At 67.9% G+C, this 18,483-nt stretch carries 19 protein-coding genes; 6 read left to right on the forward strand and 13 right to left on the reverse strand.

All coding sequences use genetic code 11. The features are described from left to right. The first annotated feature begins 21 nt into the window (after positions 1–21). Together ACLKOY_RS03515 and ACLKOY_RS03520 are read left to right on the forward strand one after the other, a co-directional pair. The gene (locus ACLKOY_RS03515; RefSeq protein WP_436452442.1) at positions 22–717 is read left to right on the forward strand and encodes an ABC transporter ATP-binding protein; all 696 of its coding nucleotides are present in this window, start codon (positions 22–24) and stop codon (positions 715–717) included. Further along, complete coding sequence (locus ACLKOY_RS03520; protein ID WP_436452443.1) at positions 714–2,036, forward strand: permease; 1,323 nt, start codon at positions 714–716, stop codon at positions 2,034–2,036. The genes ACLKOY_RS03515 and ACLKOY_RS03520 overlap by 4 nt, the downstream gene beginning before the upstream one ends. 3 nt (positions 2,037–2,039) lie before the next feature. Here ACLKOY_RS03520 and mutM read toward each other — a convergent pair whose 3' ends face one another. The 6 genes from mutM to ACLKOY_RS03550 form a co-directional block, all read right to left on the reverse strand. Then, positions 2,040–2,903 (reverse strand): bifunctional DNA-formamidopyrimidine glycosylase/DNA-(apurinic or apyrimidinic site) lyase, encoded by an 864-nt coding sequence (mutM, locus tag ACLKOY_RS03525; protein ID WP_436452444.1) that lies wholly within the window; start codon positions 2,901–2,903, stop codon positions 2,040–2,042. Then, positions 2,896–3,588 (reverse strand): ribonuclease III, encoded by a 693-nt coding sequence (gene rnc, locus ACLKOY_RS03530; RefSeq protein WP_140036930.1) that lies wholly within the window; start codon positions 3,586–3,588, stop codon positions 2,896–2,898. Before rnc ends, mutM begins: the two co-directional genes overlap by 8 nt. A 17-nt stretch (positions 3,589–3,605) precedes the next feature. Then, entirely contained in the window at positions 3,606–3,815 is a 210-nt protein-coding gene (rpmF, locus tag ACLKOY_RS03535) for a 50S ribosomal protein L32 (RefSeq protein WP_042541694.1), read from the reverse strand. Positions 3,816–3,817: 2 nt separating this feature from the next. Next, the gene (locus tag ACLKOY_RS03540; RefSeq protein ID WP_436454087.1) at positions 3,818–4,366 is read right to left on the reverse strand and encodes a YceD family protein; all 549 of its coding nucleotides are present in this window, start codon (positions 4,364–4,366) and stop codon (positions 3,818–3,820) included. Between the two features lie 84 nt (positions 4,367–4,450). Next, the gene (coaD, locus tag ACLKOY_RS03545; RefSeq protein ID WP_140036929.1) at positions 4,451–4,948 is read right to left on the reverse strand and encodes a pantetheine-phosphate adenylyltransferase; all 498 of its coding nucleotides are present in this window, start codon (positions 4,946–4,948) and stop codon (positions 4,451–4,453) included. A 29-nt stretch (positions 4,949–4,977) separates the two neighbouring features. Continuing rightward, complete coding sequence (locus ACLKOY_RS03550; protein WP_436452445.1) at positions 4,978–7,152, reverse strand: ATP-dependent DNA helicase RecG; 2,175 nt, start codon at positions 7,150–7,152, stop codon at positions 4,978–4,980. A gap of 61 nt (positions 7,153–7,213) precedes the next feature. Here ACLKOY_RS03550 and rsmD point away from each other — a divergent pair, with 61 nt between their 5' ends. After that, a complete protein-coding gene (gene rsmD, locus ACLKOY_RS03555; protein ID WP_436452446.1) occupies positions 7,214–7,816 on the forward strand; it encodes a 16S rRNA (guanine(966)-N(2))-methyltransferase RsmD in 603 nt (200 codons plus the stop codon). Here the strand turns inward: rsmD and thiL are convergent. Then, entirely contained in the window at positions 7,786–8,781 is a 996-nt protein-coding gene (thiL, locus tag ACLKOY_RS03560) for a thiamine-phosphate kinase (RefSeq protein WP_436452447.1), read from the reverse strand. The genes rsmD and thiL overlap by 31 nt on opposite strands. Before the next feature lie 23 nt (positions 8,782–8,804). Here thiL and ACLKOY_RS03565 point away from each other — a divergent pair, with 23 nt between their 5' ends. After that, positions 8,805–9,311 (forward strand): DUF3515 family protein, encoded by a 507-nt coding sequence (locus ACLKOY_RS03565; RefSeq protein ID WP_436452448.1) that lies wholly within the window; start codon positions 8,805–8,807, stop codon positions 9,309–9,311. Between the two features lie 15 nt (positions 9,312–9,326). Here the strand turns inward: ACLKOY_RS03565 and ACLKOY_RS03570 are convergent, their stop codons facing one another. The 6 genes from ACLKOY_RS03570 to leuC all read right to left on the reverse strand — a co-directional run bounded on the left by ACLKOY_RS03570 (position 9,327) and on the right by leuC (position 15,688). Next, complete coding sequence (locus ACLKOY_RS03570; protein ID WP_436452449.1) at positions 9,327–10,415, reverse strand: D-alanine--D-alanine ligase family protein; 1,089 nt, start codon at positions 10,413–10,415, stop codon at positions 9,327–9,329. Next, a complete protein-coding gene (locus ACLKOY_RS03575) occupies positions 10,321–11,454 on the reverse strand; it encodes an NAD(P)H-dependent glycerol-3-phosphate dehydrogenase (protein WP_363570698.1) in 1,134 nt (377 codons plus the stop codon). Before ACLKOY_RS03575 ends, ACLKOY_RS03570 begins: the two co-directional genes overlap by 95 nt. Beyond that, positions 11,444–12,199: a lysophospholipid acyltransferase family protein gene (locus ACLKOY_RS03580; RefSeq protein ID WP_436452450.1), complete on the reverse strand. Its 756-nt coding sequence runs from the start codon at positions 12,197–12,199 to the stop codon at positions 11,444–11,446. Before ACLKOY_RS03580 ends, ACLKOY_RS03575 begins: the two co-directional genes overlap by 11 nt. Positions 12,200–12,204: 5 nt before the next feature. Continuing rightward, complete coding sequence (murA, locus tag ACLKOY_RS03585) at positions 12,205–13,572, reverse strand: UDP-N-acetylglucosamine 1-carboxyvinyltransferase (RefSeq protein ID WP_140036921.1); 1,368 nt, start codon at positions 13,570–13,572, stop codon at positions 12,205–12,207. Positions 13,573–13,637: 65 nt separating this feature from the next. Continuing rightward, a complete protein-coding gene (gene leuD, locus ACLKOY_RS03590) occupies positions 13,638–14,234 on the reverse strand; it encodes a 3-isopropylmalate dehydratase small subunit (protein ID WP_363570702.1) in 597 nt (198 codons plus the stop codon). Between the two features lie 2 nt (positions 14,235–14,236). Further along, positions 14,237–15,688 (reverse strand): 3-isopropylmalate dehydratase large subunit, encoded by a 1,452-nt coding sequence (leuC, locus tag ACLKOY_RS03595; protein WP_436452451.1) that lies wholly within the window; start codon positions 15,686–15,688, stop codon positions 14,237–14,239. A gap of 187 nt (positions 15,689–15,875) precedes the next feature. Here leuC and ACLKOY_RS03600 point away from each other — a divergent pair, with 187 nt between their 5' ends. Next, the gene (locus ACLKOY_RS03600) at positions 15,876–17,171 is read left to right on the forward strand and encodes an O-acetylhomoserine aminocarboxypropyltransferase/cysteine synthase family protein (protein WP_436452452.1); all 1,296 of its coding nucleotides are present in this window, start codon (positions 15,876–15,878) and stop codon (positions 17,169–17,171) included. Further along, positions 17,168–18,481 carry an LLM class flavin-dependent oxidoreductase gene (locus tag ACLKOY_RS03605; RefSeq protein ID WP_436452453.1) on the forward strand — a complete coding sequence of 438 codons (1,314 nt, stop codon included), beginning with the start codon at positions 17,168–17,170 and terminating at the stop codon, positions 18,479–18,481. The genes ACLKOY_RS03600 and ACLKOY_RS03605 overlap by 4 nt, the downstream gene beginning before the upstream one ends. The last annotated feature ends 2 nt before the right edge of the window (positions 18,482–18,483 follow it).

An 18,483-nucleotide genomic window follows, 5' to 3' on the forward strand; every position in this document is an offset into this window, starting at 1 on the left:
TCTGGTGGCGAGGCTGGAAGCATGAACGACTCCGTCCTCGAAGCACGCTCCCTGACCAAGTCCTACGGCACCACTCGCGCACTCGCCGGGGTGGATCTCTCGATTCACCGCGGCGAGTCCGTGGCGATCATGGGTGCTTCCGGATCCGGTAAGACGACTCTCCTCCATGTGCTCGCCGGCATCGTTCCGCCGGACTCCGGCATGGTGACGTTCCAACCGTCTACCGGGCACCCCGTGGAGGTCGCCGGGCTCGGCGAGTCAGCGCGTTCCCGGCTGCGCAGGGAGAAGTTCGGCTTCGTCTTCCAGCAGGGTCTCCTCATCCCTGAGCTCACCGCCGTCGAGAACGTGGCGCTCGCATCGATGATCAACGGTGCGAAGAGAGCGGATGCCACGGCCCACGCGGCATCCTGGCTCGCCGCACTGGGACTCGCGGGTATGGAGGACCGCCGCATCGGGGAGCTCTCGGGCGGGCAGGCGCAGCGCGTCGCGATCGCGCGGGCCCAGGCGACCGGTGCGGATCTCGTGTTCGCCGACGAGCCGACCGGGGCGCTCGACTCGCACACCTCGCAGGACGTGATGAGCGCTCTGCTCTGGTCGACGACCGGGCAGGGGCGGACCCTCCTCGTCGTCACGCACGACCCCGACGTCGCCGCTCGATGCTCGCGTATCGTGGCGGTTCGCGACGGACGGATCGTATCGTCGGCGGTGTCCGCATGAACGCCCGCGTTCTGGCCCTCCTCCTTCGTCCGGCGAAGGGAGAGAACGCCGTCCTGGCGCTTCCCGTGGTCGCCTTCGGCGTCGTCACCGCTCTCGTGCTGACCGTCGTGGGTGGAGCGCAGTCGTTCTGGACCTGGACCGACGAGTACGCCCCGATCTACCAGGCATTGGCGGCGATCGCTCTCGTCCTCCTCGTCGTACCCCTGATGAATCTCGGCGGGGCGGCTGCGCGACTCTCGGCCCGCCGCCGCGACGAGCGGCTATCTACCCTGCGCCTTCTCGGCGTGACTCCGATGGGTGTCAGCGTCGCCACCGTGATCGAATCCGTGCTCGTCGCGGCCGCAGGTGCCGTTGCCGGCGTGGTCGTCCATCTGGCGACCGCTCCCCTCGTCGGGCTCATCCTTTTCCGTGGCACGGCTCTCGGCGTCGACGCCGTGATGCTCTCTCCGCTCAGCATCCTCGTGGTCGTGGCAGGAATCCTCCTCGTGGCGGCCGGAAGCGCCGTGCTCGGTCTCCGACGCGTGATCGTCTCACCGCTCGGGGTGCGCCTGCGGACCACGGCCTCGACCGTGCATTGGTTCCGTGCGATCATCGGCGTCTCTGTGCTGGCTCTGATCTTCGTCCTCGTCAAGGTCTTCCCGTCCATCGCGGGGCTCGCGATGACGATCACCGTGCTGGCTGCCCTGTTCGCCGTGGCGCTCGCCGTGCTGAACGTGATCGGACCGTGGATCCTCAAGGTCGCCGCATCGCGTCAGCTGCGCAAGGCTGAGCGAGCCGACCGGCTGCTCGCTGCCCGCCTGGTGTTGGACTCGCCCAAGGCCGCATGGCGTCAGGTAAGCGGCATCGCGATGGCAAGCTTCATGGCCGTGTTCGCCGGAACCGGCGTCTCACTGATGAACGTGATGAACAGCGGCGACGCGACGACTGCTGATGCGGCACTCGCCGTGGACATGCGCACCGGTCTCGTCATCACGCTGGTCGCCTCGTTCCTGATGGTCGCAGCGTCCGTCGGGGTGAATCAGGCGGCCTCCGTGCTCGATCAGCGCGAACTGCACCGGAGTCTGCACCGTCTCGGGATGCCCTTCGACACCGTCGACAGCGCGCGTCGCCGCGCGATCATGTCACCGCTGCTGGTCACTGCGATCGGATCGGCCATCTGCGCAGCAGTGCTCGTGTTCCCTTTGCTCGGGATCGCGCTGATCACCGCCCCCGAGTCGTTGCTGACGATCGGCGCCGTGCTTGCGGCAGGAATCGGCATCGTGTGGGTGAGCACGCGTGCGACCCGGCCACTGCTCGCGCGATCATTCGAGATCGCCTGAGCCTCAGCGTCGGCGCTGGCAGCGGGGGCAGAAATGGCTCGATCGGTTCATGAACGCCTGTCGGCGGATCAGAGTGCCGCACCGAGGGCACGGCTGACCGCCTCGACCGTACGCGTTGAGGGAATGGGCGAAGTACCCGGCCTGTCCGTTCACGTTGACGTACTGAGCATCGAAGCTCGTGCCGCCCTCGGCCAGCGCCTTGGCGAGCACCACCCGGATCTCGGCCAGGAGCCGGCCGATCGCGGATGTCGACAGCGAACTCGCGAGAGTCTCGGGGTGGATGCGCGCCGCCCACAGCGCCTCATCGGCGTAGATGTTGCCCACACCACTGATCACCTGCTGGTCGAGCAGCACTCGCTTGATCGCGCTGCGCCGTCTGACGAGCGCGCGCGTGAGGACGCCATCGTCGAAGAGAGGGTCGAGGGGGTCGCGCGCGATGTGCACGACCTGGGTGGGAATCATCGTCGGACCGTCCGGCACCAGACGGTCGACGGCCAGCGACCCGAACGTCCTCTGATCGGCGAACACGATCGCGAGCTCCCCGTGCTGCGGATGCTCGATGCCGATGCGAATGCGCTCGTGGCGCTCCGCCTCGGCTTCCGGGGTGCGGAGCAGCATCTGCCCGCTCATCCCGAGGTGCGCGATCAATGCGGAATCCTCGGCGTCGAGCGGAAGCCAGAGGAACTTGCCTCGTCGCTCGGCGGCGGTGAACGTGCGTCCTTCCAGACGCGAGACGAAGTCGGAGGAACCCGCCGGGTGACGTGTCAGAGCGCGCTCATCGAACACGCTCACCCCCGTGATGACGGAACCGACCGCAGCCGGAGCGAGACCTGCTCGCACCACCTCGACTTCGGGAAGCTCAGGCACGCTCGTTGAGGAAGCGCCACGCGCTGAGCGCGGCCGCCATCTCTGCGGTCTTCTTGCTGCTGCCCTTGCCGGTCATCGCCACGTCGCCGACACTCACGGTCGCGAGGAAGCGACGATCGTGGTCTGGACCGCTGGCCTCCACCGAATACTGGGGTGGGGTGGCACCGACGCGCGCGGCCAGCTCCTGAAGACTGGTCTTCGGATCCATGGCAGCGCCGTAGCGCTCGGGGTCAGCGAGGAGAGGCTCGGTCAGACGGAGCACGAGGTCCGTGGCCGCGTCAGGACCCGCTGACAGATAGGTCGCGCCGATGACGGCTTCCATCGTGTCGGCGAGGATCGAATCCTTGTCGCGTCCGCCGGTCTGCTCTTCGCCTCGACCGAGCAGCAGGTGGCTGCCCAGATCGATGCCTCTCGCCACTTCGGCGAGAGCGACCGTCGAGACGACGCTCGCACGCCGCTTGGCGAGTTCGCCCTCATCGAGCCCAGGGTGGGTCGTGAAGAGCATCACCGTGACGGCCTGACCGAGAACGGAGTCGCCGAGGAACTCGAGACGTTCGTTGTGAGGGATGCCGCCATGCTCATACGCATACGAGCGATGGGTGAGTGCCAACTCCAGAAGCTCCGCGTCGATATCGACGCGGAGCTTCTCTGGGAGAGGTCTCGTCCCCCCAGGGACTTCAGTCACAGTAGTGAAGTCGCGACTCAGACGTCGGCGACCTTGCGACCCTTGTACTCGAGGAAGAGCTCGGTGCCCTGCGAGTCGGTGACGACCTTCGCCTGGTGCGGACGGCTGTAGACCGTCTTGCCGTTCTCGACGGTCTTGACGAGAGCGATGGGCGCCGCCTTCCACTGCGCGCGGCGCGAGCGGGTGTTCGAACGGGATACCTTGCGCTTCGGGGGGTTACCAGCCATGACTAGCTCTCTTCTTTCTCGGCGGCACGAGATTCTTCCGTGCCGTCTTGGTCTGTGATGTTCTGGAGCGCGCTCCACCGAGGATCGATGGGAGCCGCCTGCTCCTTGTCGGTGCTCTCCGTCAGCCTCTCGCCCGTCTCCGGGTCGAGCCCGGGGCAATCCGGCTGACACACCGGCTGAAATGGAAGCGCCAATACGGCCGCATCCCTGACTAGAGTTTCAAGATCCACGTGGTCGTCTTGAACCTCGAAGTCAGTTTCTTCCTCACCAGGATACGCGAAAAGCTCCTGGAACTCGACTTCGACGGGCCGAGCGATGTCGATGAGGCAGCGACCGCACACTCCGGCGTACTCCGCATCGACGATTCCCGAGACCAGAATGCCCTCATGGACCGACTCCAGACGCACATCCAGGTCGAGTTCGGAACCGGCCTCATACGACACGATCCCCTCTCCCCAGGCATCCTTCAGGGTCACGGAGAACTCATGTTCGCGCATCTCTCCCGGCTTGCGGACGATGTCGCGGACGGGGAGGACGAAAGGACCACTCATTCGGGAACGCACCCAGCAATGGTACCGGCTGCACGCGGCGGGAGGCTGGCTTCGGGCTGAGCGCGGCAGTCCGGGGGCGCGGCTTCAGATCCCGCGAGACCCGGTGTCGAGGAAATCGGCGACCGCGCGAGGGACGAAAGGCGACACATCGCCGCCGAGCCCCGCCACCTGTCGCACGAGAGAGCTGGACACGAGAGCATGCGCCGGGTCGGGCAGCAGGAAGACCGTCTCGATGTCGGCGAGGTGCCGGTTGACGATCGCCATCGGTGACTCGTAGGCGACGTCGATCTGCGAGCGGATCCCCTTGACCAGCACGCCGGCGCCCACATCACGTGCATAGTCGACCAGAAGACCCATGCTCCACGATCCGACGACGACGTTGCCTTCCATGCCTTCGTCGGCGATGGACTGCTCGATGAGCGACAGCCGCGCCGCGATCGGCAGCATCGCCTCCTTGCCGGGGTTGTGAACGACGAGCACGTGCAGCTCGTCGTACAGCTTGGCGGCCCGACGGATGACGTCGAGGTGGCCCAGGGTCGGCGGGTCGAAGGAACCCGGGACGACGGCGATCCGGCTGCTCATGCCCCCAGCCTAGGGCACGCGTGCTCGCGTCAGTTCTTGGCCAGGGCAGCGCGGTCGTCGTCGCTCACCCGTCGTTCGATAGCGGATCTGAGGCCTGGGTTCGCATCGAGACCGGGGTCGGCTGCGAGGATCACCTCGGCGAGTTCGCGCGCTCGGAGGATCAGACCGGAGTCCTTGACCACGCGCAAGAGCTTCAGCGACGACCGCACGCCGGCCTGTGCGGCGCCCAGCACGTCTCCTTCACCTCGCAGCTCGAGATCGACCTCGGCGAGGGCGAAACCGTCGAGGGTGGCCGCGACCGCGTCGACCCGCTCGCGCGCCACCGAGCCGGCTTCCGCCTCGGTCACGAGCAGACACAGTCCTGGCACGCCGCCTCGGCCCACGCGACCTCTGAGCTGATGCAGCTGGGAGACACCGAAGCGGTCGGCGTCGAGGACGATCATGGTCGAGGCGTTGGGCACGTCGACGCCGACCTCGATGACGGTCGTCGCGAGCAGCAGGTCGATCTCGCCCCGGGCGAAGGCCTGCATGACCGCGTCCTTCTCATCCGACGGCATGCGTCCGTGCAGCACCGCACGACGGAGGCCACCGAGCTTGGGATGGGTCGCCAGCGCCTCGTCGAGCTGCACCACACCCCAGCGCGGACCGAAGGAGCCCTCGGGTTGGAGGAGAGCGGGCTCCCCTGCCTCAGCCGTCTTCTTCGTGGTGTCGATCGCGGCGCACACCGCAAAGACCTGACGCCCTTGGGCGATCTCCTCGGCAGCGCGCTCCCACACGCGGTTGAACCAGCCGGGATGCTCGGCGAGCGGGGCGACGAACGACTCGATTCCCGCGCGCCCCTTCGGCATCGTGCGGATCACCGAGGTGTCGAGGTCTCCGAAGACCGTCATGGCGACGGTGCGAGGGATGGGTGTGGCGGTGAGGACGAGCGCGTGCGGACTGGACCCCTTGGCGCGGAGCGCCTCACGCTGCTCGACTCCGAATCGGTGCTGCTCGTCGACCACGACGAGCCCGAGATCTGCGAACGTCGTCTTCTCACCGAGCAGCGCGTGGGTGCCGACGACGATCAGCGCCTGTCCGGAGGCCACGCGCAGCGCAGCTTTGCGCCGCGCTGCAGCAGGCATCTGCCCGGTGAGCAGCGTGGGCATCACGAGCGGGGCCAGCTCGGGTCCGAGCATCTTCGATATCGACCGCAGATGCTGGCCCGCCAAGACCTCGGTCGGTGCGATGAGCGCGGCCTGGCCACCGGACTCGGCGACCTGGAGCATCGCACGCAGGGCGACGAGCGTCTTGCCGGAGCCGACCTCTCCCTGCACGAGCCGGTTCATCGGCCAGGAGCCGACCAGGTCTTTCGCGACCTGCTCGCCGACGGTCTGCTGATCGGGCGTGAGATCGTAGGGCAGCGAGGCGTCGAACCGCTCGAGCAGCCCCCCGGGCTTCGCCGCACGCGCCGTGGCCGCGAGCGATCGCACCGCGTCGCGCTGCTGCAGGAGCGCGGTCTGCAGTGTGAGCGCCTCATGCATCCGCAGCGTACGGACCGCAGGATCGATGTCGTTGCGGGTCTTCGGCCGATGGATCTGCTCGAGCGCCTCTCTCGCGGTCAGCAGCTCCTCGCGCTTGCGGACGTCCGCAGAGAGAGGCTCGGGCACGTCACCGAGACCGTCGAGCACCCGGGTGATGAACTTCGCGATCTGCCAGGTCTGCAGCGTCGACGTCGCGGGATAGATCGGGATCAGCACGGCTGCGCGGGCGTCCGCACGCCGCCTGGCGGCATCCTCGTCGTCGAAGAGCTCGTACTCGGGATGCGCGAACTGCGTCATCCCGTTGAACTCACCGACCTTGCCCGAGAAGACGCCGCGACGACCTACAGCGAGATCCTCGGAGCGCCACTTGGCCGCACCGAGGTTCTTCGCGAAGAACGTGAGCGACATCTTGCCGATTCCGTCGCCGATCACGACATCGACCATCGCGCCCCGTCGATTGCGCATCGCCCTGGCGCTCGACGAGAGCACCTCGGCGACGATCGTCACGGTCTCGCCGAGCGGAAGCTCACGGATGGGAGTCAGCTCGCCGGGGTCGGCATACCGCCGGGGATAATGCGACACGAGATCGCCGACCGTCTTCATGCTGAACGCCCGATCGAGGGACTTCGCCGGCGTCGTGCCCAGCGCGTCCTCCAGCGACGAATCCAGCGTGAGCGACATGATCCGAGTCTAGGAGGCCGCACCGACACGACGTGCGCCGCAGCTGTCGTATCGTGAACGGGTGACGAGGATCATCGCCGGAAAGGCCCGCGGCGCGCGGCTCGACGTGCCCCACGCAGGAACGCGCCCCACCAGTGACCGTGTACGCGAGTCGCTCTTCGGAGCGCTGGAGTCCGCCGACGCGATCGTCGGAGCCCGGGTGCTCGATCTCTACGCCGGCTCGGGTGCGCTCGGATTGGAGACGCTCAGCCGCGGCGCGGCCAGCGCCGATCTCGTCGAGCACGGGCGAGAGGCTGCGGCTGTCGTCCGCCGCAACGCCGCCACCGTCGCGAAGGCCGGCGCGTCCGGCGCAAAGGTGCACCAGAGCACGGTCCGGTCGTTCCTGCAGCGCGCCTCCGGCCCGTACGACCTCGTCTTCTCAGACCCGCCGTACGACCTCGACGACGACGCGATGACCGCCGACCTCATCGCACTCGCACCGCGTCTCGCCCCCGATGCCCTCGTGATCATCGAGCGTGCGCGGCGCTCGACGCCTCCCGATCTCCCTGCAGCCGGCCTGCAGCTGATCCGCGAGAAGGCGTACGGAGACACCGCTCTCTGGTGGGCCGAGCCCGCTCTCGTGTCCGAGACGCCTCAGCCCGAGGTCGAATCCCAGTCTCGATAGGGGTCCCAGCCGCTCACGTCGGCGGGGGCGCCGTCGACCAGTAGACCGTGGTCGCCCTGCGGGATCACGGCCCCGATGATGCGGAAGCCCGACGGCAGCATCCCCGGAGGGAAGGTGGCGAGCAGCGCATGATCCTCGCCGCCGGCGAGAGCACGCAGCGGAGAGTCTCCGAGGGCTGCGCTGTCGAGGGCGATCGTGACGGCCGAGGCCGCCGCCATCCGTCGTGCATCGAGCGCGAGACCGTCCGAGATGTCCATCATCGCGGTGGCTCCGGCCGTGGCGGCGAACGGTCCGAGCCCGATCGGCGGCGACGGACGCAGCTGCGCCGCCAGCGCCGCGCTCTCACCCCGTCCGAGCACGGACGGATCGACAGCGATCGGTGTGTCACCATCGCGGAACCTGCCGAAGAGCACAGCGAGTCCGTGGGCGGCGTGGCCGAGCTCCCCCGCCACCGCGACCACATCGCCGACCCGCGCACCCGAGCGCGTCACGGGCGGCCGACTCTCGAGATCGCCGAGGGCCGTGACAGCCACGGTGAGGACGTCGGAGACGGTGAGATCGCCACCGACGACTGCGCAGCCGGGGGCGAGAGCCGCGCACGCCTCGCGCAATCCGTCTGCGAGCTGTTCGACGAAAGAGAGCCTCAGATCGCGTGGAACCGCCAGCGCGACGAGCAGCGCGGTCGGGCGCGCACCCATGGCGGCGACGTCGGCGAGGTTCACCGCCGCAGCCTTCCACCCGAGGTCATAGCCCGACGACCACGCGAGCCGGAAGTCAGGGCCGTGCACCAGTGTGTCGGTCGTGGCGACCACGGATCCGGACGGAGTCGCGATCACGGCCGCGTCGTCACCGGGTCCGATGATCGCGTGACTGGCCTGCGAAGTCCTCGCCAGGATGGCCCGCAGGATCTCCCCCTCCGAAAGATCGGCGAGGGTCGGATCATCGTCGCGAGGTCGGGAGGACATGCAGTCAAAGGTAGCCTGGATGCATGCCCCGTTCTCGTCGTCTCGCCGTCACCGCGGGGTCTCTGGCCCTTGTCGCGGCGCTCTCCGGATGCTCGACCACGATCCATCTGGAGCCGGCCGACGACGCGAACAATCCGGCATGCGCAGAGGTCTCCGTGCTGCTCCCCGACGCCGTCGGCGATCTGGACCGCGTGTGGACCGATGCCCAAGCCACCGGCGCCTGGGGCGACCCGACGGTCGTGCTGCGCTGCGGCGTCGAGCCGCCTGCACCGTCGACCGAAGTCTGCACCACGATCGGCAGCGTCGACTGGCTCGTGCTCGACCAGGAGGAGGAACGCCAGCGTCTCGTGACCTACGGTCGCGATCCCGCCGTCGAGGTGATCATCCGCCGCGGCGAGGAGATCGACTTCCGCACGGTGGTGGAGAGTCTCTCGACGAGCATCCAGTCCGGCCTCGAACCGGCGACGGCCCGCTGCACGGACCGGGTGCCCACCGAGGATTCCCCTGCCGCGGGATCCGCCGAAGGCTGACCGGACGCCTCCCGATCAGCGGCGCAGGCCCGCTTCGATCAGCTCGGAGATCAGGTCGCCGTAGCCGAGTCCGGATGCCACCCAGCACTTCGGGAACATCGAGATCGGCGTGAATCCGGGCATCGTGTTGAGTTCGTTGACGACGAGCTCTCCGGAGGGCGTCACGAAGAAGTCGACGCGGGCTAGGCCCTTGGCGTCCACCGCCTCGAAGACTCGGACTGCGGTCTCGCGCAGCCGCTCGATCAACACATCGTCGACGTCCGCGGGGCACACGATCTCTACACCTTCACCGCCGAGGTACTTGCCCTCGAAGTCGTAGAAGCTGCGTGAGGTGAGCACGACCTCGCCCGGCAGTGAGGCGCGTGCCCGCTCGCCTGGGCGCCCGGCCAGAACGCCCACCTCGATCTCACGCCCGACGACCTGCGTCTCGACGAGAACCTTGCCGTCTTCGGCGAACGCGATCTCCATGGCGGCATCGAGGCCGTCCCCGTGGTCGACGCGCGACACGCCGACGCTCGATCCGGCACTCGCCGGCTTGACGAAGACCACGTCGCCCAGCGAAGCGATCCGATCGCGGACGATCGCCGGATCGGCCTGCCACTCGCTCCTCCGCACCGTGATCCCGGGCGATACCGCAATACCCGCGGATGTGAGTGCCAACTTCGTGAAGTGCTTGTCCAACGAGACCGCGGAATCAAGGATGCCGCAGCCCGCGTAAGGCATGTCGATGACCTCGAAGAAGCCCTGGATGGCTCCATCCTCGCCATGCAGTCCATGCAGCAGCGGCAGCACGACATCGACATGGCCGAGCGATTCGCTGGTCCCATCCGGGCGCACGACGCGCAACGTCCGATCCCCGCCCGGCTCGGGCCACAGCACCCTGGTGCCGTTGTCGGCGACCTCGGGCAGATGTGCTGCATCCAGTGGGAACTTCGACGGGTCGTCGTCTTCGAGGACGAAAGCCCCTTCGCGGGTGATCCCGACGGGGATCACCGCATAACGATCGCGATCAATCGCGCCCAGCACTCCGCCCGCCGTTGCGGAACTGATCGAATGCTCGCTGGAGCGTCCTCCGAAGAGCACCACCACCGTCTGCTTGTCCATGGTTGGTCCTCTCACCCTGCGGGGTGTCGTCGTCCGTCGTCAGGTGGGGTGCGATGTCGCGCGGGTTCATCTTGCCGTCGAGCACCATCTTCACCTGCTCGACGATGGGCATGTGCACCTCGGACTCTCGCGCGAGCTGCAGCACCGGCGCGACGGACGCGAGGCCCTCGGCAGTCTGCTGCATCTGCTTGACGACGTCCTGGAAGCTGTATCCCTGGCCGAGCAGGCGCCCGGCCGTGTTGTTGCGGCTCAGCGGAGACTGGCACGTCGCGATGAGGTCTCCCAGACCCGCGAGCCCCTGGAGCGTCTCGGGGTGCGCGCCGTTGGCGACCGCGAAGTCGGTCATCTCGACGAGTCCGCGCGTGATGATCGACGCCTTGGTGTTCTCGCCGTACCCGACGCCGTCGACGATGCCGATCGCCACCGCGATCAGGTTCTTCAGCACTCCCCCGAACTCCGTGCCGATCACATCGGTGTTGACGAAGGTTCGGAAGTACGAGTTACGAGCCGCGCGAGCGACCTCCTCGGCCGTCTCCTGGCTGCGCGAGGAGATCACGGCGGCCGTCGGCTGCTCCCGGGCGATCTCGAGCGCGAGGTTCGGCCCCGAGGCGACGGCGATGCGGTCGGGATCGCACCGCAGCTCCTGCTCGATGACCTGGCTCATCCTCAGCCCCGTCGTGCGTTCGACGCCCTTCATCAGGCTGACGATCTTCGCGTCGTTGTCGGACAGCAGCGGTCGCAGCGCCTTGAGGTTCTCGCGCAGTGACTGGCTCGGCACTGAGAGGTACACCTGGTCGACGTCGCGCAGTGCGATCGCCAGCTCGTGCGTCGCCGCCATCGTGCGCGGCAGGTTGATGCCGGGCAGATAGCGCGAGTTGCGCTTGGCCTCGTCGATCTCGTGCGCGAGTTCGGCGCGACGAGCCCACATCGTGACCTGCGCACCGCCGTCGGCGAGGATCTTCCCGAATGTGGTGCCCCAGCTGCCTGCGCCGATGACGGCGACTCGGGGGCCCGCTGGCGTGTTGCGCTTAGGAGTCAAGGCGACCCGTCTCCTTCTGTCCGTGCGAGGCGGGGTTCCAGCGTTCAGCAGGCGCCTTCTCGCCGCGCAGCTCTTCGAGCAACGCGGTGATCGCGTTCATCAGCCGGTCGGTGGCCTCATTCAGCGCCGCGGTCTCTCCCGCACGGCCACGCAGGTCCGACACGTCGACCGGGTCGCCGATGATCACGTCCACGCGCTTGCGCAGCGGCCACAGGCTCAGCCCCTTCTGGTACCGCCCCATGATCTCCTGGGTGCCCCACTGGGCCATCGGGATCAACGGAAGGCCGTCGGTCAGAGCCAGCCGCACGGCGCCTGATTTGCCGCGCATCGGCCACATGTCGGGATCGCGCGTCAGAGTGCCCTCGGGGTACACGATCACCCCGCGCCCGTGCTCGACCAGTTCGGCCGACTGCTTCAGCGTCTGCTTCGCGGCCGATGCCGATGATGAACGAGCCACCGGGATCATTCCCGTGCGACGCAGAATCCATCCGAGCACGGGAACCTTGAACAGGCTCTCCTTGGCCATGAATCGGGGCGCGCGCCCGATCCGCCACACCGCGAGTGCCACGATGAGCGGATCGAACTCCGAGTAGTGGTTGGGAGCCAGGACGTAGGCCCCCTCACGAGGGAGCTTCTCGGCGCCGGTGATGCGCACCTTCGCCAGCAGAGAGATCAACGGCACGGCGATCGCCGCGAGCGGCCAGAACACACTGGGCCGCGTCGTCTCGCGTGATCGGGAACCCATCCGGGTCACCGGATGACGTCGAAGTCGGCGCCCACGGCGTCGAGCTTGGCGAGGAACTTCTCGTAGCCACGGCTGAGGATGTCCACTCCGGACACTCTCGACTCGCCCTCCGCGGTCAGGGCCGCGATGACGTGGCTGTACCCGCCGCGCAGGTCTGGAACGACGATGTCCGCAGCATGCAGCGGGGTCGGGCCGGTGATGACCGCGGCCTGCTCGAGATCGCGGCGCGGAACGCGGCGGGGCCCGTCCTGCAGTCCGCGGGGGTGCACGACGATGTCGGCGCCCATCTTGACGAGCGCGTCGGTGAAGCCGAGACGGTTCTCATAGACCGTCTCGTGCACGACCGACCGGCCGTTGGCCTGCGTCAGCGCGACCACGAGCGGCTGCTGCCAGTCGGTCATGAAGCCGGGGTGCACGTCCGTCTCGACGACGACGGGCTTGAGCTCGCCGTCGCGGCGGAAGAGGATGCCGTCCTCCTTGATGTCGAACCAGCCGCCCGCCTTGCGGAAGATGTTGAGGAAGGTGAGCATCTCCTGCTGCTTGGCTCCGCCGACGAAGATCTCGCCGTCGGTGGCCAGCGCCGCGGATGCCCAGGAGGCTGCCTCGTTGCGGTCGAAGATCGACCGGTGGTCGTAGCCGCGCAGAGTCTCGACGCCCTCGATGAGGATGACGCGGTTCGGCTCGTACGAGATGATCGCGCCCATCTTCTGCAGCACGGCGATCAGATCCATGATCTCGGGCTCGATGGCGGCGTTGCGCAGCTCAGTCGTGCCCTCGGCGCGAACGGCGGTCAGCAGCACCTGCTCGGTGGCTCCGACGCTCGGGTACGGCAGGTGGATGTTGGCACCGTGCAGACGCGTGCCGCCGGTGGAGAGGCGGATGCCGCTCGGCAGCTTCTCGACGATCGCGCCGAACTTGCGGAGCGCGTCCAGGTGGAAGTCGATCGGGCGGTCGCCGATGCGGCATCCGCCGAGGTCGGGGATGAAGGCCTGCCCCAGACGGTGCAGGAGGGGTCCGCAGAAGAGGATCGGGATGCGGGACGCGCCGGCATGGGCGTCGATCTCCTCGAAGTGCGCCGATTCGACGTCGCTCGGGTCGAAGACGAGAGCACCCGGCTCATCGCCGTCGGACACGCGGACGCCGTGCACCTCGAGCAGCGAGCGCACGACGGCGACATCGCTGATGGCGGGGACGTCGCGCAGCACGCTGACGGTCTCTCCGAGGAGCGAGGCGACCATCGCCTTGGTCGCGAGGTTCTTCGCGCCCTTGACGTCGACGCGGCCGCGCAGCGGGCGCCCTCCACGAATGGCGAGGACGTCTCCGGTGAGTGGGGGGACTCCGTCCGGAAGAGCGTCGCGCACAGGTGTCGTCATTCGGAGCCTCACTTCATTCAACGGAATTCGGGGCGGGGTCGCCCTCGGCTCCCCCGCCCCGCCGTTCACTGAACGGGAAGGGTCCGGGGCCGCCACGACTCGCGACGGGCCTCGAACTGCGCGATCTTGTCTTCGTTGCGCAGCGTGAGCCCGATGTCATCGAGCCCTTCAAGGAGCCGCCATCTAGTGTAATCGTCGATCCCGAGGTCAGCCTGGATCTCACCGATCGACGCCACCCGCGCCTCGAGGTCCACCGTGATGGATGCCCCGGGATTCCGGTCGATCTCGGCCCAGATCCGCTCGAGATCCTCTTCCGAGATGGTCGCGGCGAGGAGCCCCTGCTTGCCCGAGTTGCCTCGGAAGATGTCGGCGAAGCGCGGGCTCAGGACGACGGCGAACCCGAAGTCTCGCAGTGCCCACACGGCGTGCTCTCGGCTCGATCCGGTGCCGAAATCCGGTCCGGCGACGAGCACCGACGCTCCCTGGAAAGCGGGCTGGTTGAGCACGAACTCGGGGTCCTGGCGCCAGCCGTGGAACAGCGCATCCTCGAAGCCGGTCTTGGTGACGCGCTTGAGGAACACGGCCGGGATGATCTGGTCGGTGTCGACGTTCGAGCGCTTCAACGGAGCGGCGATACCCGTGTGGGTGATGAACTTCTCCATGGTCAGACCTCCGCCATCTCGTTCAGGTCGCTGGGACTCGACAACGTGCCGCGGATCGCGGTCGCCGCGGCGACGAGCGGCGACACCAGGTGCGTGCGACCGCCCTTGCCCTGCCGACCCTCGAAGTTGCGATTCGACGTCGATGCGCACCGCTCGCCCGGAGCGAGCTGATCGGGGTTCATTCCGAGGCACATCGAGCAGCCGGCGAAACGCCACTCTGCGCCGAAGTCCTTGATGATCTTGTCGAGGCCTTCAGCCTCGGCCTCGAGCCGCACGCGGGCCGAACCCGGCACGACCATGACACGGACGCCGTCGGCCTTCTTCTTGCCTTCGATGATCGATGCGAACGCGCGGAGGTCCTCGATGCGGCTGTTCGTGCACGACCCCATGAAGACCGCGTCGACCGGCACTTCCTTGAGCGGCGTACCGGGGACCAGATCCATGTACTCGAGCGCGCGCTCCGCGGCGGCGCGCTCGTTGGCGTCGGCGATCTGAGCGGGGTCGGGAACTGCTGCTGACAGCGAGCTGCCCTGACCTGGGTTGGTGCCCCACGTCACGAAGGGCTCGAGCTCGTCGGCGTCGATGAAGACATCGGCGTCGAACGTCGCGCCCTCATCGGTCGGGAGCGTGCGCCAGTAGGCGACGGCGTCGTCCCAATCCTGGCCCTTGGGCGCGTGCGGACGACCCTTCAGGTACTCGAAGGTCGTCTCGTCGGGAGCGACCATGCCCGCGCGGGCGCCGGCCTCGATCGACATGTTGCAGATGGTCATGCGGCCTTCCATGGACAGCGCGCGGATCGCACTGCCGCGGAACTCCAGGACGTACCCCTGACCGCCACCCGTCGTGATCTTCGCGATCACGGCGAGGATGATGTCCTTTGCCGTCACCCCGGGACGCAGCGTCCCCTCGACCGTGATGGCCATCGTCTTGAACGGCTTGAGCGGCAGTGTCTGGGTCGCCATGACGTGCTCGACCTCGCTCGTGCCGATGCCGAACGCCATGGCCCCGAAAGCGCCGTGAGTCGATGTGTGGGAGTCGCCGCAGACCACGGTGATGCCCGGCATCGTCAGTCCCAGCTGCGGACCCACGACGTGCACGATGCCCTGCTCGGCATCACCCAGCGAGTGCAGACGCACGCCGAACTCGGCGGCGTTGCGGCGCAGCGTCTCGATCTGGGTTCGGCTGGTGAGATCGGCGATGGGCTTGTCGATGTCCCACGTGGGCGTGTTGTGGTCTTCGGTGGCGATCGTCAGGTCGAGTCGGCGCAGCGGACGACCCTCCGTTCGCAGTCCGTCGAACGCCTGAGGGCTCGTGACCTCGTGCACCAGGTGCAGGTCGATGTAGATGAGGTCCGGCTCGCCGTTCTCGCCCTTGACGACGAGGTGGTCGTCCCAGACCTTCTCAGCGAGGGTCCTGGGACGTGCGGGAGCGGTATCTGCTGCGGGGATGTTCATTGCGTCTCTCCTGAAGCTGGCGGTTCGGCCCACGATGGACTCCGCGACGAGGAGGGGCTCAGAACGAGGTCTCGTCGCGGCCGCTAAGGAGGAGCACGATCCGCATGACGTCAGATTACCACCGCTTCAGCGACCGGAGTCGCCGCATGACACGCTACTGTCACCCGCACCTTCGAGAGGCATCCGCATGACCGACGACACGACCGGCTTCGCCACCAGAGCGGTCCACGCCGCCCGGAATCAGGGCGCTGCGTCGTCGAGGGCGACACCGATCTATCTGACGGCGGGCTTCGAGTTCGACGACTTCGACCACGCGGCCGACCACTTCGGCACCGGCGCCGGCTTCGGCTACACCCGCACGGGTAACCCGACGGTGAGCGCCGTCGAACGGCAGCTCGCCTCCCTCGAATCGGCCGCGGAGGCGGTGCTCGTCGCGAGCGGTCAGGCCGCGGTCGTCACGGCGCTGCTGACCGTGGCCGGCGCCGGAGACCACATCGTGTCATCGACGCACATCTACGAGGGCACCCGGGGGCTCCTGCTCGACAACCTCGCGCGCCTCGGCATCGAGACGACGTTCATCGACGAGATCGCCGATCCGAATGCGTGGCGGGATGCGATCCGCCCCACGACGCGCGCACTGTTCGCGGAGTCGATCGCGAACGCGCGCAACGACATCCTCGACATCGCCGCAGTGAGCGCGGTCGCGGACGAGTTCGCGATCCCCCTCATCGTCGACAACACACTCGCGACCCCCTTCCTGCTGCGTCCGATCGAGCACGGCGCCGCGATGGTCGTGCATTCCGCATCGAAGTTCCTCGCAGGTCACGGGTCGGTGCTCGGAGGTGTGATCCTCGATGACGGTCGCTTCGACGCCGAGAAGGCCGGTCACAAGGCTCCTCATCTCGTGCTCCCAGGGCGCGGGGGCTTCCCGAGCGTCTTCGCCCGCCATGGCGGCAACGCTCGGATCGCCTATGCCCGCGAATCGGTGGCTCCCCGTTTCGGCGCCTCCCCGTCTCCTCTCAACGCGTTCCTGATCGGACAGGGCGCTGAGACCCTCGGCCTCCGAGTCGAACGACAGTCGCGCAACGCGCTCGAGGTGGCCCGTTGGCTGGCGGCACACGATGCAGTCGAGAGCGTCGATCACGTGGGCCTCGAGACCCACCCCGATCACGCCCTCGCACAGCGGTATCTGCACGGCGGGTACGGGTCGATCTTCACGTTCACCCTCCGCGGAGGCATCGACGCCGCGCGGGACTTCGTCGAGAGTGTCGAGGTCTTCACGCACATGACCCACATCGGCGACGTGCGCTCGCTGGTGCTGCATCCCGCGACCACCAGTCATTCGCACAGGACACCGGAAGAGCGCGACATCCTCGGCGTCCAACCGGGAACACTTCGACTGTCGGTCGGCATCGAAGACGTGTCCGACCTCATCGCCGATCTCGCCCGGGTGCTCGAGCCGGCGCGAGAGGCCGTCGCATGACCGGGCCCCAGCACTTCGGCTGGTTCCTCGCTCGCGGTTTCGGTCCCCAGGGGTGGGGCTATCCGTCTCTGGACTGGGACTACGACTGGACGCGTCCCGAGATCTATCAGGAGGCGGCGCGGACCCTCGAGCAGGCCGGCTTCGACCTCGTCATCATCGAGGACGCGCCGTCTCTCGGCTCCCCGGACACGATCGACCTCCGCGTGCGCCACGCTTTCGGAGGCCCCAAGCACGACCCGCTGCTTCTCGCTCCGTATCTGTTCCAGGCGACACGCCACCTCGGAGTCGTGCCCACCGTGAACCCGGCGGCCTACCTTCCCTACACCGCGGCGCGGCAGTTCTCGACCCTCCAGCACCTCAGCGGCCACCGTCTCGGACTCAACGTCGTGACCGACACCGGCAGCGCGCGTCACTTCTCCGCGGCGGCGCAGCTCGGACACGATGCCGCCTACGACCGGGCCGAGGAATGGCTCTCCGGCATCCGGTCGCTCTGGCGCAGCTGGGGCGACGGAGCGCTGGTCGGCGATCGGGAGACCGACGTGTTCGCGGACGGCTCGAAGCTGAGCACCGTGCGGCACCGCGGCGAGCACTTCGCGTTCGACGGCCCCTTGAACGCCGTGCCGTTCACCGATGGGGAGCCGGCGATCGTCTCCCCCGGCGGCTCGGGGCGCGGCCTCGGATTCGCCGGCGCCAACTCCGACGTCCAACTCGCCCTCGCTCCGCTCGACGAGGCATCCGTGCGCAGCTACCGCGCGAAGATCCACGACGCGGCGATCGCCTCCGGGCGTTCGGCCGCCGACATCAAGATCCTGTTCGCGATCCAGCCCGTGATCACGTCGTCCCCCGAGGAGGCAGACCGAATCGTCGCTGCATCCGCGCACCCCGACGACTCGACCCTCGTGCAGATCGCTCGCAAACAGTCCAGTGATCTCGAGACCGACCTCACGTCGCTCGACCTCGACCGACCGCTCGACGTGTCGATCTTCGGTGAGCACGTCTCGCGCGGCAGCATCCAGCGTCTGGTCGGCCACCGCGGCGAGGACGCTCCGCTGCGCGCCCATCTCACCGCCCTCGCCCGCGCCGGACGCATCGCCGACCGCTCGGGCTTCGTCGGGACAGCCGAGGAGTTCGCCGATCTGATCGAGGAACTCGGCGAATGGGGCAACGACGGCGTGCTGCTGTGGGGCGACTTCCACCCCGTGACGCTGCACCGTACGCTCGACGAGCTCGTGCCGGTGCTGCGGCGCCGTGGCATCCTGCGACGCGAGTATGTCGACGGCGGTCTGCAGGCCAACCTGCGCGCGTTCTGACG

Origin of the sequence: Microbacterium sp. K2, assembly GCF_051365005.1 — a bacterium.
Lineage (GTDB): Bacteria > Actinomycetota > Actinomycetes > Actinomycetales > Microbacteriaceae > Microbacterium > Microbacterium foliorum_B.